General features: G+C 59.1%; 11 protein-coding genes. 5 read left to right on the forward strand and 6 right to left on the reverse strand.

All coding sequences use genetic code 11. The features are described from left to right. Positions 1–138 precede the first annotated feature (138 nt). Positions 139–2,139, forward strand: a complete 2,001-nt coding sequence (locus CH285_RS00880; protein ID WP_032365596.1) for an SDR family oxidoreductase — start codon at positions 139–141, stop codon at positions 2,137–2,139. Positions 2,140–2,147: 8 nt separating this feature from the next. On the opposite strand, the gene CH285_RS00885 is transcribed toward CH285_RS00880, so the two are convergent. Next, positions 2,148–2,342 (reverse strand): hypothetical protein, encoded by a 195-nt coding sequence (locus tag CH285_RS00885; protein WP_176458562.1) that lies wholly within the window; start codon positions 2,340–2,342, stop codon positions 2,148–2,150. 460 nt (positions 2,343–2,802) lie between these two features. On the opposite strand from CH285_RS00885, the gene CH285_RS28590 reads away from it, so the two are divergent. From CH285_RS28590 to CH285_RS27395, 3 genes are read left to right on the forward strand one after another with little or no spacing between them, the layout of a single operon-like run. Beyond that, on the forward strand, positions 2,803–3,897 hold the full coding sequence (locus CH285_RS28590) for a DNA cytosine methyltransferase (RefSeq protein WP_094642592.1): 1,095 nt from the start codon (positions 2,803–2,805) through the stop codon (positions 3,895–3,897). A 37-nt stretch (positions 3,898–3,934) separates the two neighbouring features. After that, positions 3,935–6,838: an ATP-binding protein gene (locus CH285_RS00895; RefSeq protein ID WP_176458563.1), complete on the forward strand. Its 2,904-nt coding sequence runs from the start codon at positions 3,935–3,937 to the stop codon at positions 6,836–6,838. A 1-nt stretch (position 6,839) separates the two neighbouring features. After that, positions 6,840–8,480 (forward strand): response regulator receiver domain, encoded by a 1,641-nt coding sequence (locus tag CH285_RS27395; protein ID WP_255032217.1) that lies wholly within the window; start codon positions 6,840–6,842, stop codon positions 8,478–8,480. A 129-nt stretch (positions 8,481–8,609) separates the two neighbouring features. Here CH285_RS27395 and CH285_RS00900 read toward each other — a convergent pair whose 3' ends face one another. Genes CH285_RS00900 through CH285_RS00915 form a run of 4 tightly spaced genes read right to left on the reverse strand, consistent with a single transcriptional unit; the run spans position 8,610 to position 12,336 of the window. Next, positions 8,610–9,113 carry a hypothetical protein gene (locus CH285_RS00900; RefSeq protein ID WP_094642594.1) on the reverse strand — a complete coding sequence of 168 codons (504 nt, stop codon included), beginning with the start codon at positions 9,111–9,113 and terminating at the stop codon, positions 8,610–8,612. Between the two features lie 9 nt (positions 9,114–9,122). Next, entirely contained in the window at positions 9,123–9,881 is a 759-nt protein-coding gene (locus tag CH285_RS00905) for an alpha/beta fold hydrolase (RefSeq protein ID WP_373454711.1), read from the reverse strand. A gap of 20 nt (positions 9,882–9,901) precedes the next feature. Next, a complete protein-coding gene (locus tag CH285_RS00910) occupies positions 9,902–11,476 on the reverse strand; it encodes a DNA polymerase Y family protein (protein ID WP_094642609.1) in 1,575 nt (524 codons plus the stop codon). Then, positions 11,473–12,336, reverse strand: a complete 864-nt coding sequence (locus tag CH285_RS00915; RefSeq protein ID WP_032387024.1) for a hypothetical protein — start codon at positions 12,334–12,336, stop codon at positions 11,473–11,475. The genes CH285_RS00910 and CH285_RS00915 overlap by 4 nt, the downstream gene beginning before the upstream one ends. A gap of 205 nt (positions 12,337–12,541) precedes the next feature. On the opposite strand from CH285_RS00915, the gene CH285_RS00925 reads away from it, so the two are divergent. Continuing rightward, complete coding sequence (locus CH285_RS00925) at positions 12,542–13,762, forward strand: serine/threonine-protein kinase (protein ID WP_176458564.1); 1,221 nt, start codon at positions 12,542–12,544, stop codon at positions 13,760–13,762. A gap of 23 nt (positions 13,763–13,785) precedes the next feature. Here CH285_RS00925 and CH285_RS00930 read toward each other — a convergent pair whose 3' ends face one another. Continuing rightward, positions 13,786–14,793: a MerR family transcriptional regulator gene (locus CH285_RS00930; RefSeq protein WP_032374665.1), complete on the reverse strand. Its 1,008-nt coding sequence runs from the start codon at positions 14,791–14,793 to the stop codon at positions 13,786–13,788. Positions 14,794–14,836 lie beyond the last annotated feature (43 nt).

Here is a 14,836-nt window from a genome sequence, read left to right on the forward strand (position 1 = left end):
CCTCTCGGTTGTCGGTGCAGTTGTGGTAACCACACCGATACCGGAGGTCCTCACCTATCTGTCGCTGCCACGCCGTCCACAACGTCCCTGCTCATTACAACTAGCCGTCAAACTTACCGAGGAGTAAGGTCGCCTCGCATGGCGAGCTACATCGTGACCGGCGGTACGGGGTTTCTGGGTAAGAACGTGCTGCCCCGACTTCTCGGACGTGATGCGGACGCCCTCGTCCATGTACTCGTTCGACCGCAATCGGTCGCTCGACTCGAGAAGCTGGCCGACGATCTGGACGGCGGCGACAGAATCCGCCCACTGATCGGCGATCTCGTCGAACCCGGGCTCGGCCTGAAAGACGTTCCGGCCGACGTCGATCACATTCTGCATCTCGGTGCCGTCTACGACCTCACGGCGGGAGACGAGCAAACCCCGACCAATGTCGCCGGAACAGCGTCGGTGGTCGAACTGGCAAAAAGGACCGGCGCTCGTCTGCACCACATCTCGTCGATCGCAGTGGCAGGTGACTACCGAGGGACGTTCTCCGAGAACGATTTCGACAAGGGGCAGAACTTTCCGACGGCGTATCACCGCACCAAGTTCGAGTCCGAGAAACTGGTTCGCGGCAGCTCCGCAGACTGGCGGGTGTACCGCCCCGCTGCCGTGGTCGGACACTCCGAGACCGGCGCGACAGACAAGATCGATGGCCCGTACTACTTCTTTCCACTGTTCGCCGAGCTGGCGAAACTGCCTCCGTTCCTGCCGATCACGGTACCCAAGATCGGACACACCAACCTGGTTCCGGTCGACTACGTCGCGGACGCCATCGTGGAACTGGTTCACCGAGACACCCCGTCCGGCAGCGTTTTTCACCTGGTGAATCCGGAGCCTCAGTCGATGGCCGAGGTGTACTCCGCATTCTCTTCGGCTGCCGGATCCCGCGCCAGAATCGTCGACATCCCAGGGAAGCTGGTTGCCCCCGTGGTGTCACCCACATCCGCAGCGGTTCGGAAACAACGCAACGCTGCGCTTCGCGATCTGGGCGTGCCGCCGGTGATGCTCGATCATCTAACTCTGCCGACCGTCTTCGAGTCCGCAACGACACAGAAAGCATTGCAGGGCAGCTCCATCGCACCGCCGCCGCTGCGGACGTACGCCGACCGCCTGTGGCAATACTGGATGGAGAATCTCGACCCCAAACGCAACCGCCGAGACGATCCACGCGGTCCGCTGTTCGGACGCCACATCGTCATCACCGGCGGGTCCTCCGGTATCGGCAGAGCCAGTGCGGAGGCCGCAGCGCGAAAAGGAGCGGTGGTCATCGTGCTCGCGCGCGGCCAAGATCAGTTGGACGAGGTCGTCGAGCAGATTCGCGCCGACGGCCATGTCGCTCATGGGTATTCGTGCGATGTCACCGACAGCGAGTCGGTCGAACGAACAGTGAAAGCAATACTGCACGACCACGGGCATGTGGACATGCTCGTCAACAGCGCGGGCCGATCCATTCGCCGCGCGCTCTACCGTTCCACCGACCGACTGCACGATTACGAACGCACCATGGCCGTCAACTACTTCGGAGCGATTCGTGTGGTGTTGGCGCTACTGCCGCACATGCGCGAACGCAGCTTCGGGCATGTGGTCAACATCTCCAGCGCTGCAGTGCTGGGGCACCCTCCTCGGTTCTCGGCGTACGTGGCGAGCAAGGCAGCACTCGACGGTTTCACCGATGTTGCTGCAGCAGAGACGCTCTCGGACGGAATCACCTACACGACCATTCACATGCCGCTGGTGGACACCCCGATGATCACCCCGACGGGCGACAAGAACGTCGGCACTGTCTTCTCACCGGAGAAGGCGGCCGCGATCGTCATCCGCGCGCTGAGCGACAAGCCGAAGCGAATCGACACCCCACTGGGAACACTCGGACAGTTCGGGGCCATCTTCAGCCCCAAGGGCAAAGATCGCACGATGCATCAGCACTACCGAAAATTCGCCGAGTCGGCCGCCGCCAAGGGCGAAACGCCGGTACCCGTCGAAGACGGGAAAGCGCCCTATCGGGTTCGGCCGTACGACCCGTCGACCCCCAGCGCGCGTATAGGCAAGGTCGTCCGCCGCATCGGCAGGTTGGTACCCGGCACCAGTTGGTGACGTGCACGTCAGGGGGCCACGGCAGTCCACAGGGTCCAGCGATCGCGTTCGATCAACTCACCTTCGGCCAGGCGAGCACGTAGATACTCGACCAACTCCGTAAGTTCGACGTCGGAGAGTTCGTGCAGGATCGAGCGCCCCGACGTCGGCGAGTACCGCACCCGATCGACGTAGCGGTGACGAATTTCCCACAGCTGCTGCATAGCAAAACGGCGTCACGCAGCCATCACCATGGCACACAACGAAGACCAACGCGCCTGTAGCGGCAAGCCGCTTGCCTGACTTCAGCCGTGAACCGCGTGACGAACTCGGCCGATACGTGTTGGCCGTCGGCGGTATCGAACCACGCAAGGGCAGTCTCGATCTGCTCGACGCCCGGCGGCAGGAGTTCCGCCAGACGTGGCTGTTGCGGCTGCCAATCACGGACCAAGCGGAACTGTATGGGTAGAGTGGGACAACCGAATGAATGGACTGCCCAAGAACGTCAGGAGCGATGAGATTGCGAGGCCTGGTGACGCTGTTTCGGGCCAACTCCGAGACGTCTTTTCTTCATGGAATCCGAGTCGCAGCAACCCGCGGACAACCGTCCATTAGTGGAAGCAGTTCACAGAACGACACCCTGACCTTAGCTACTAGCACTCAAGCCACACTGACCCAGACAGGATGCAAGTGAACTCACCAACACGTCACTCGTCCGATGTCGGTCTGGGATCCTCACTCAACCCGACAGTAATCGACTTTTTCTCGGGCTGCGGAGGCACAAGCACTGGGCTACAAGCAGCTGGAATGCGCATTGCAGCCGCGATCGACTTCGACTCGGAGGCGGCCGCAACTTTTCGGGCCAATTTTCCCAACACTTCATTCCACGAAGCCGACATACGCGAGCTCCAGATCGACGCTTTCGACCACCTCGCAGGTCTAGGAACACCGCTCGTGTTCTCTGCATGTGCGCCCTGCCAGCCATACAGTACGATGCGTCCGTCGGCATCTCGCGCTCGACATCGCGAGCGCTCCTTGCTGCTTACACTCCTACCGTTTATCGATCGATTGGAACCAGACGTCATTCTGGTTGAAAACGTCCCTGGCCTCCAGAAAGTCACGGGCGGATCCACATGGAATCGGTTCCTTGCCCACATTCGTCGAGCAGGATATACGCCAAGCTGGAAAATCATCGACTGCCGGGACTATGGAGTCCCGCAACGCCGCAAGAGGCTCGTGCTTCTTGCCTCTCGGCACGGATCTATTGACATCCCGTCAGCCACTCATGGCACCGACACCATTCCGTATACGACGGTCAGAGACTACATTGGCCACCTTAGACCATTGCGAGCTGGCGAAACTGACCATACTGATCCAATTCACCGGTGCAGATCACTGGGCGATTTAAATTTACGTCGAATTTCTGCCCTACCTGACGGCGGAAGTCGCTCCCAGTGGCCCCAAGAGCTCTGGCTAGATTGTCACCGCAACTCGAAAGGCCATCAAGACACATACGGTCGCATGCGTTACGACGCGACTGCCCCAGTTCTTACTACAAAGTGCACAGACCTTACAAACGGGCGATATGGACACCCAGTCCAAGATCGTGCGATTAGCGCTCGTGAGGCTGCGCTGCTTCAGACGTTTCCCCCAAAATTTCAATTTCTCGGCAGCTTACGATCAGTTTCAAAACAGATAGGAAACGCGGTACCTGTACTAGTCGCAAAGACTATGGGAATGCAAATTATTCACCATCTAGATAGCGAATTGGCCCAGTAGCATGGCTGGGTTTAGGACCAGCGCACGGGCAGTTGACATGCTTGGTCGCCAACAAATCGCTGGAATCCCCAGCGCGATTAGTGAGCTTTTCAAGAATGCACATGACGCCTATGCCACCACTGCCGCAGCTGATTTCATCCGATACAGGGATACCTTCATCCTGCGTGACGATGGCCATGGAATGTCACGAAGTGACTTTGAGCTTAGATGGCTCACTTTGGGAACGTCCTCCAAATCTGTAGAACAGCGCGGTCCGCTTAGCGAATCTCACCCCAAACGCGCAATTCTTGGCGAAAAAGGGATCGGACGTCTCGCCATAGCCGCCATCGGTCCACAAACACTAGTCATCAGCAAAGCAATCGGCCACCCTCGTATTGCAGCACTTGTACATTGGGGCGTTTTTGAACTTGCACATGCCGACCTCTCTCAATTGACGATACCTGTCTGCGAAATTCAATCCGGTGAAACTCCCGATATTGGCAGCATGGGAAAACAGATATTGGATAATCTAGAGAGTTTAATGACTGAAGATGATAAGGGACTTTACGCCCGAGTCAAAACAGACATCGAAAAATGGTGTACCAACGATCCATTCTCAGTCTCGGAAATTGCTGGCTTTAAATTGGCGGAGTTGAAATCGGGAACTGCATTTGTCATCTTGCCTACATCACCGGACCTCAAAGCGGATCTGGAATCGCTAAACCCACGCGAATCTCCAACTCTCCTCAGAACGCTGATTGGATTCGCAAATACGATGACGCCAGGCCATGCAGAGCCTGAGCTAAAAACTATTTTTCGCGACCATCGCGCACCAGATGATATTCGAGATCTAATCGAAGAGCAAGAGTTCTTTACAGTCGAGGAGTTTCTTCGTGCAGACCACCATTTTCAAGGCGATTTTGACGAGTACGGTCAGTTTTCGGGGACTGTGTCCATCTTCGGAGGAGAACCAATTTCGTTTCCCTTACCCTGGAGACAGGCAAGAGGCGCGAAGACGCAGTGTGGACCATTCAGCCTGAACTTAGCTTATATTCAAGGGAGACAAAAGCAATCTCGACTTGAACCCAATGAGTACTTCCTGATATCAGAAAAGCTCGAACGGTACGGAGGCCTTTACCTGTACCGAGATGGCATACGCGTACTTCCCTACGGTGACAATAGATTTGACTGGCTCGATGTCGAGCTACGCCGAACAAAGTCGGCTTCGGATCACTTCTTTTCTCACCGACGCATGTTTGGGGCTGTCGAAATATCCCGAAAAAATAATAGCAAACTGCGCGAAAAGGCGGGGCGAGAAGGTTTCGCAACAAATGAAGCTTACCGCCAATTCCGTTCGATTCTTGAGAATTTTCTAATTATGGTTGCGGCTGAGTTTTTCCGTGAGGGCGGAACGCAGACCGAGATTTACGACGAGGGCAGAATCGCAAACGAACGAATGGAGAATGCGCGCCGTGTAAGAAGTAAGCAGGTTAGGGCGCGCCGGTCCGAGTACAGTACCGCACTAGATCGATTTTTCGATCTAGTGGATTCTGGGCAGCATGACAACAATGCTTCTGAGATAAGCAATTCGGTTAGGGCAGCAATCGAGCGAGCGCAGCAGGAAAGCGACCCTGACTTAGGAGTGGAGCATCTTGTTAGGGCCGAGCTCAAAGCGCGCGCGGACCTGCGCGACTTAATCGATAGACTTCAAGTTAAACGTCCACGCGGTGTCGCTCTTAGTCCCGAACTAACCAGACGTACTCTTGCGTACGAAAAGACAAGAGCAGAAATACTATCATCGACAGTTGAACCCACGGAACGAGAGATTCAGGAGGCTCTTGGCTCCGCGGGCGTTGCACTAAATTCTGCACTGCACAGACGACTGCGATTTGACGAGCATATTGACGATGCAGTGTCCGAGGCCAAATCCGAATCTGCTAATGCCCGTCGCGAGCTTTCTAAGCTCACAGTGGAGACGAACAACAGAAGCAAGGAACTGGCTCGCAAAGCTCAAACTTCGGTGGACTCCACAGTGGCGCAGGTTGTTTCCGAGTCCGCTGCCACAGATGTTTCGATGCTATCTGACAAAGAATTTAGTTTCTTGTGCGGCAGCTTGGAAGGCAGGGTCAGGGACTCGGCGGCGGTGAATTCGGAAATAATGCGGTCCGTTACCGAACAGCTTGCCTCGATTGCTTGGGTACAACCAGGTGAACAAGCAACCACTGTGTCACTGCTCGACCAGCTGGAACAGTTAGAAGCGCGTGTTGAGTCACTTACGGAACGTGCCGCGCAGGACTTTGAGCTAGTTCAAATTGGCATGGCAGTCAATATTGTCACTCATGAGTTTGAAAATAGCATTCGTTCTGTTCGAGACAACCTTAGGCGACTAAGGAAATGGGCGCAGCAGAATTCAGAGCTGAGGCCACTCTACACAGACTTGCGGGCGTCTTTCGACCATCTCGACAGTTACCTTAAGCTTTTCACACCACTCCACCGGAGGCTATACCGAGAACCGGCGGAAATTCGGGGAGTTGATTTAATAAGATACTTAAACGACGTCTTCGAGAGAAAGCTGGAGAGTGGGCGAATTGATCTCCAATCTAGTCAAACTTTCGAAGGACTTCGGGTCCGAATGTTTCCATCAACGCTGTACCCGGTACTCGTAAATCTTATTGATAACGCCATTTACTGGCTGTCAGAATACTCAGGTCCTCGAAAAATCACGCTAGATAAAATTGGTAATAAAATTTCTGTAACAGATTCCGGACGTGGAGTAAAGCTGGGAGACGAGGAATCCGTTTTCGAGCAGGGATTCTCTAGGAAGCCAACCGGTTCGGGATATGGCCTCTACGTCGCCCGAGAAGTTCTGCGTCGCGATGGTGCCGATATTGAGTTAGCCGCTTCATCGCCGGATCGAGGCGCCCGATTCGAAATCGTACTTCCGAATCAACGCGAGGAATGAAATGGTATCCAGGTTTGAACGGCATGTGCAGAAGCAAGTTTTGGACTTTCTGCAAACTGTCTTGATGATTGACGATGAAGCGTTCCGCAAAGCATCGCGTCCGCAAGTTGATAGTGGGGAGAGCTGGGGTGACGATGAAACCCCATACGAAGTCGGTGGCGTAACGAAGCTGAGCCCACCGTCCGAGACGTTCGTTGGAGATGAACTGGACGCACAAGAGGTTTCCGTCTGTTTTGCGGAAAAGGGCCTAACTTGCGCGATCCTTTCTCCTCAAACCAGTCAGGAAAATGAAGAGTTCAAACCAGCATTCGTAAAGACAGCCAAACGAGCCGACGCGCTGATACTTGATTGGAACTTAAACGAAGATGACGGTAAGACTACGTTAAAATTAATTGATTTGGTCTTGAAGGATGATACTAAATCTCCAAAGCGTCGACTCAGGCTCTTTATTATTTATACCGGCGAACCTGACCTTGAGAAAATTGCTGAACGTGTTTGCATCGCGACAGACCGAAGCTTAACGAAGGATGAAGTCCATTGGGATTCCGGCTTTAATCTCGCGTTTAGTCGTGGCCCCGTTCGCGTAGCAGTGTTCGCCAAAGAGCATGTTCAACACCTGCCGCGGGCGTTGTCGAATAGGAAGAGAAAAATTTCATCACTACCGCTGGTGGTAGTGGAGGAATTTAGCCGCCACAGCATGGGGCTTGCAACGAGCGCGTCACTGTCAGCCCTTGCTGGCATCCGAAACGATGCGCACCGGCTAATCGCTGCGTTGGCACCAGAATTGGATGCGGCGATACTCGGCCAGCGCGTCTCCGTTCCACATCCAGAAGATGTCGAACGGCAGGTCGAGTCGCTTATCGCATCCGAGCTCCTTGCGATTGTGCAAGACCATCAAGTCGGTAGTCACATGGGGTTCCAACGAATCAAGGAGTGGTTAAATCATAACAAGCATCTGTCACCTCGCGGAATTACTGAGTGGGAGATTGTGACGGCAGATTTACGACTAGAGCTACTGTCCGACGGTTTTAGCGACTCGGTAGTTTCGCATTTAATTCATTCTGGAACAAGTAAAAACAAATTGGAAAAGATGCGGCGGGAGGGGGCGGCTTTCTTCTCATCCAGCGCGGATGAACGCATCGCTTCCGATCGTCTTTTCGCAGTGCGAATGTCAATGCGCAGTAGATACTCGAAGCCTGTTCCAGTTCTACAGTTGGGTTCGATAATCGAACAACGTGGCGCGTATGCAGTATGTGTGCAGCCACTATGCGACAGCGTGAGAATTGAAGGTAAAAGAGACTTTCCCTTACTTCCTCTCGAAATTGCTAAAGAAGGTGACGGCGTGCCTGGCGATGGGCTACTGACTGTTCCTGATGATCGCGTCGAGAGCGGTTTTGTTCGCCTACGGGTCCGCGCAAAGCCCGCGAGGTTGCTAATGCAAGAATTTAAGGCTGGCGATTCGGGTGTCGTTCAGGCCCGATCGTACAATGGGGTTCGACGTTTCGCTTCAACGTCCGGTCAGACATGGAGGTGGGTTGGTGAGCTTAAGACCGCCCACGCTCAGAGAGTGGCTGAGAAATTGTCCGCTCAATTTTCCCGCGTTGGTTTAGACGAAGCAGAAGTCTTGCGCCAAGGTCTTTGATCGAGACGCAAGTGGATTCGATGATGGTGTCTTTCAAGCTTTCCTTAAAAATGCTGATAGTTCGCTTCTTTAAATTGGTAAGGAATTATCGAAACTGCTATACCGGTGGTGAGCTCGGCAGGCTATCCGTTACATAGCCTTCGCCCACACTCGCAGAAATCCCTGACTCAGGTATGTCAATGAGCCGATGGCCAGTATCCATTTGACGGTGCTGACCACGGTGGTGGCCCGTACGACGGTGTCGGAGATCTGTTCTCGGTTGTCCACCAGTATCAGCCCGACGACGTTTTCGATGTAGTCACCGGCAGCGGAGGCCACGGGAGCGAGAGCCAATGCCGTCGTTACTGCAGGGCTCAGCGGAGTCTTCGCCGCCAAGCTCCTCGCACCCGCACGCAGTGCGATGGCATAGATGGCCGGGTGGACGAAGTCGGGCAGATAATGACTGCGAAAGCAGGCGATCTCCGTCTCGTCCATGCTCGCCAGAATCTGTCGGTACCGCTGTTCGGACCAGGCCGTCTGCACGGCAAGCACTTTCGGTGCCGCGGGTCCCAGCAACCGGGCGATATTGGCCTGGGAGACGACGAACAACGCCGACCATCCCAGTAGCTTCCGATCCAGCACAGTCAGCGACATGAGAGCAGATTACTGTGTCAGAAATGGACGAACTACCGCTTCGAAGGCTGAGTAGCCATCGCGGTGGATGCTGTGTCCGGTCCTGAATGCCTCCACTCGACAGTTCGGAATGCTCGCCACCATCGCGTCGAGCCGAACCGGATCGACCATGCCGCCCGGACCTCCACGAAGTACCAACGTCGGAGCAGTGATGTCGGCCAACGACTCCCACCACCGCGGGTTCGGCCGACGGAACTGCTCGAGAGCAGTGGAGGTCATCGATCGATCGAACGCGAGTACCGCACGGGGATGCAGAACAACGCTGGTCGCCGCATGCCAAAGTTCGGTGACCGACGGCATCCGGCCGGTCAGGGTCGGCGGGGCGTCCCCGGGCCTGATCGGTATCGGAAGTTCTTCGAGAACCAGGCGTCGGATGAGAGACGGGCGACGCTGCGCCACGAGCGAGACCGCGTATCCACCGAGTGAATGCCCGACGAGATCGACTTCGGTGAGCCCGAGGTGATCGATCAGGGCGAGGAGATCACCGCCGAACATGTCGAACTCGTACGTGGGCGTGTGGGCACTCTTGCCGTGCCCGCGCAGATCGACGGTGATCACCCGACGACCGTGCGCGGTCAGAGCCCGAGCGAAGCGATCCCAGGTTCCGCTGTCTCCGCCCATGCCGTGCACCAGCATCACCGGCACCGCACTCGTGTGTTCCAGCGGCGCGAACGAGCGATAAGCGATGTCGACGCCATCGAGGTCGACCGTCTCGGACATCATCTGCATTTCCCCGACGGTAGCGGTTCCTACTCGTAGATTCCTTCTACCCGCCACAGACCGTCGTCGAACACCAGCAGCAACGCCCTTTCGTCGTCGAGCACCACCTGTGCCCGCGCCGTCGGCCCCGTCGATCCTTGCCCGCTGTCCCACCACAGATCGTCGACGGGCCACGGCCCGGCCAGGCCCGTCAACTCCCATTCCTTGGTCCCCCACCGCAATCTCTTGGGCGGCGCATCGAACACACCGCGGTCGGTGACGCCGATTCCCGAACCCGCCCGATTCATCAGCGTCACTGCCGGGCGTGTCTCGATCACCGCCGCCGGTGCCGGCTCGGGTAGTCGGCCCGGCCACGGGGCCGATGGATCGGACAGCGGCACCAACTCGTCTCCCAGTGGACGCAACGTGATCCGCTCGGCCGGCCCGCGTCCACCGCTGAGAACACCCCCGAGCACCGATTCGCCGCCGAGCAGACCCTGAACGCGTACCAACGCCCGACGCGCCCTGTCGTCCTCGTCACCGACACTGCCCCACAAACCCAGCTGCAACTCCCCTGCTGCCACCACTTCGATCGGCTCGAGGCGCAGGACGGTGATCGCCGACGTCGGCTTGTTCTCGCTGCGTCCGGTGATCCAGCCGTCGAGTTGCCACCGCACGCGATCGGCCGTGCCCTCCGGCGTCAACGGCTCGGCGCACCGCCAGATTCGCGACAAATTCTCACCGTTACCGGTACTGGCGTGCACCAGCAACCGAGTGCACGCAACAGCAGCCGCGGCAAGCTTGGTGTGCAGCTGCTCGGCCAATGCGCGCCCGGCGAACGCGGCTGCATCCACCCGGTCGATCGGCGGATCGCACAGATACTCCACATCCAGGTCGGGAGGCAGAGCACGGGCAGACGGCGGCCTTTCGGGCTCACCGCGGGCACTGCGATGCGCCAGCACGGCATCGGTACCGAATCGCGATGCCACATCCGACGGAGACAGGGCAGCGAAGTCCCCGATTCTGCGTAAACCCAAGCGGTGCAACAGATCCACGAGTTCACCACGATCGGCTGCGGCCATACTGGGTTCCGCCGAGAGTTCGGCAATTGGTAACGGCGAAAGAAACCCGGCACCACCACCGCGCGGCACCACCTGTGCGTACCGTGCGGCGACGACTGCGGTGGACAACTCGTCGGCAATCCCGATCTGACATTCGACACCGGCAGCCGACGCTTCGTCGATCAACCGCTCCGCGGCGCGATGCTCGGTACCGAAGTACCGTCCGACACCACGCGCTGCAAGAACCAACAGGCCCGGCCGCAGCACTTCGACGCCGGGGGCGATGGCCGCGACAGCCGAGACCACGGGCTCGAACAGGCGTGCATCACGATCGGTATCGGCAACGGCCACATGCACGTCGGGGCACCGCGCCTGCGCCTCCCGGCGACGTAGGCCGCGCTTGATGCCCGACGCCCGTGCCGTGGCCGAGCAGGCGACGACCCGGTTGGCCGACGTGACGACCACCGGATGCGTCGCCGGTAGATCGGCCTGAGCTGCTGCGGCGACGGCAGGCCAGTCGGGACACCATAGCGCCAGAACACGGTTGGACTGGCCGGTACTCATGTCGAGACCGCGATCGACAACGGATTCGACTCCTGCTGTTCGGCGTGCCATTCGATGCGGCCGTTCTCCGCACGCAAGTCGAATCGAACCGTACGAGGACGCATCGCTTTGCCCCGCGCGCACACCGACAATCGAACCCCACGCAGCCGGCCACGCCCCAGCTCACGGCCGGTGCCGAGGCCGTCGTAGCCGTGCACCGACGCGTCGAGTCGTAGCTCGGCTCCGTCCCAGTGCCCGTCGGTCACCACCAACGTCGATCCCTTGCTGCGGGCGCGCGCCACTACTGCCCTGGCCCGAGTCGGTGGTACCGACAGGCCGCCGAGACCGAGGACGACGAGATCGACGCCGTCGAGCAGGATCGCCGCCACTTCCACCGGGTCGGGGCCGGGATCGGGAATCAGAGCCAACTTGCTCAGTTGCGCGCCCATCTCCACCGCAGCCAGCAGCCCGAAGCGGGGCTGACCTATGACGGCGACATGGCCACCGGCACCGGTCACCGCGGCCACCAACCCGATCAACAACGAACCGGCACCGGACACCGAGGCCACCGTTCCGCGAACCAGACCACCGTGCGGAAGAACCTCCATCAGCGCCGACGGCACCGGAAGAACAGGCCGCCTACGGGTCGGTACCGACACCTGCTCCGAGCTGTCGACGACGTCGGATTCGGGGTCGGAATCGGGGTCGGTAGGGCGGGGACGAACGGGAGCAGAATTCTCGATGCGCACCGAGGCCGTTTCACCGCGAGACGGTACGGCAGCCATCCGACTGCGTAGCAGCGCCACCCGCTCGGGAAGCGACAACCCGTCGAGCGCGTCCGGCGGTACGGAAGCCTGTGCTGCAGCCTCGGAAACAGACATGTCACTCCCCTTCACTGCATGAAAAATCGAGCCGAAACACCGGTGTTCGACGGACGCGGGAAGTGACGTATTCGAACACAATTTCGATCTGCACCCAGTAAAGCCGTTCGGACGGCAACTCGTCAAGGCGATGCCGTAGCCCCTGGTAGAGGCGGTAGTACCGCTGCTGCGGGCACACCGCGGCATCGTCCACTAACCTGTGGACGTGACCGATCAGCAGCGTGTTCGACGGGTAGTCGGGCCCGACTACCTCCTCGCCGGCAGATACCGTCTCGCCGGCAAGCTCGGCGGTGGCGGCATGGGCGCGGTCTGGCTCGCCACCGACACCCTTCTGCACCGGCAGGTGGCCGTCAAACAGGTCACCTCCACCACCCGATTGACCCCGGAACAGGCAGTGGACGTGCGCAACCGGGCCATGCGCGAAGGACGGATCGCGGCCCGCCTGTCGAGCCCACACGCCATCGCGATGCACGACGTCGCTCTCGTCGACGGCGAGCCGTGGTTGATCATGGAATACCTGTCCTCACGCAGCCTCGCGCAGGCGCTCGGCGTCACCGACTCACTACCACCGTTCGAAGTCGCTCAGATCGGTGCGCAGATCGCCGACGCCCTGACCGAAGCACACGACGCCGGAATCGTGCATCGCGACATCAAGCCGGGCAACATTCTGATCGCCGACCGCGGCAAGGATCTGGGCATCGTCAAGATCAGCGATTTCGGCATCTCTCGAGCCAAGGGTGACGTGGAGGAAGCCGACGACAGCGTCATCACCGGCACCCCCGCATACTTCGCCCCCGAGGTCGCCCGCGGCCAGGACCCCACTGCGGCCAGCGATGTGTTCTCCCTCGGTGCCACGTTGTACACCGCAATGGAAGGTGCGCCGCCCTTCGGCATCGATCACGATTCGATTGCGCTCCTGCACCGAGTTGCCAAGGGGCAGATCATCTCTCCCACTCGCAGCGGAGACCTCACCGGCCCACTACTGCACATGCTCGAGCCCGATCCAGCTCGACGCCCCACCATGGCGCAGGCCCGTGACGAGATCATTCTTGCCGCAATAAGCAAGCGCGGCACTATCTCTCAGTTGCGCGGAGTACCTCTGACCTCAGCGGACGGCGTCGTCCCCGCCTGGGCGAGACGGTCGACTCCCGTCTCGGAATCTCGTCGACCGTCCCGAGAATTCGGACGCACCATCGCCGGTCTGCCCGCCGTGCAACCGGGAGAAAGCCGAACGGATCCGACTCCCTCCTCGTACTCACCGCCGCCGTTCGACCTGCCGAAGAAGAGAAAGAACCCGGTCCAGGACGCACTCATGCGCATCGAGGACGTCATCGGCGACCGGACGTCCATCCCGGCAACGGCCGTCCTCGGCGGACTCGTCGTGGTCGTGATTCTTCTGATCCTGGCCGTCGTCCTGTTGCTGTAACAACTCCCGCACACTCCGTCCGTTCAGCCGAGAACCGGCATCACCAACGTCGTCAGAGCGCCGTCGACCGCGGAACGCACCAGCATCGGTTGATCCGGTGCAGCGATATCGAGCATCAGATCCGGTCCGACGGCCGATGCAACGGCGGCCTGCAGAACGGCCGCATCGAAGAACACAACGCTCTGTGAACCGGTCACCCGTGCAGGAACCGGAACACCATCGACCGAGAAACCGTCGGGCCCGGCCTCGATACGCAGGGTACTGCCGTCGACGGGAACGAAATCTCGTTGCAGCACAACCCTCGTCACGGTCGGAGCCAGACCGTCCATCATCGTGCGCCAGTCGGGGAATTCACCGTCGACCGTGTTCACCGGCACCCGAGAACCGTCGGAGTCGATCACCATCGACTCCTCGGTTCGCGTCAGCACGAGGGTGCCCGACGCGGGGACGGCCTCGAGAGATCCGACGGCTACGATTCGCGACCACGGTAATCCGGGCGAGCACTGCGCGACGAGACTGCGCGTGGACAATCGATACCGATCCGTCGCGGTGAGGGTGACACTGCTTCCGTCCACCTCGATCAGTACGCCCTGCAGTACCGGAAATTCTTCGCTCGTCCCGGCCGCCGACGAGACCTGCGCCATCGCCGAGGCCAAATCCTCGGCTGATACCGTTGCCGTGCAGTCTTTCTGGTCGAACAGTCGGCGAATCGACACTGCTGCCTCGGCTGCCGCCCGCGCCTGTGCAGCCAGAGCTTCGACGTGTCGATCCACGATTTCGATGGCGGCAGTTCCATCGCCGTCGAGGGCAGCGGCAACCTTGTCGAGTGGCAGCCCGATCTCGCGCAGCTGGCGAATGATGTTCGCCCGCTGCGATTGTGCGCGGGTGTAGTAGCGATAACCCGATTGTGCATCGATGGACGCCGGGGCCAGCAAGCCGCAATCGTCGTAGAACCGCAGCGCGCTGGGGGTCAGCCCGCTCTCGCGCGCGAACACACCGATGGTCAGGAATTCTTCGTCCGAATCAGTCATGCCGAAATCCTGAAGCTTCCCGTCGGTCGAAGGTCAAGCCCAA

This window comes from Rhodococcus sp. 05-2256-B1, assembly GCF_002258465.1.
GTDB classification, from domain to species: Bacteria; Actinomycetota; Actinomycetes; order Mycobacteriales; family Mycobacteriaceae; genus Rhodococcoides; species Rhodococcoides fascians.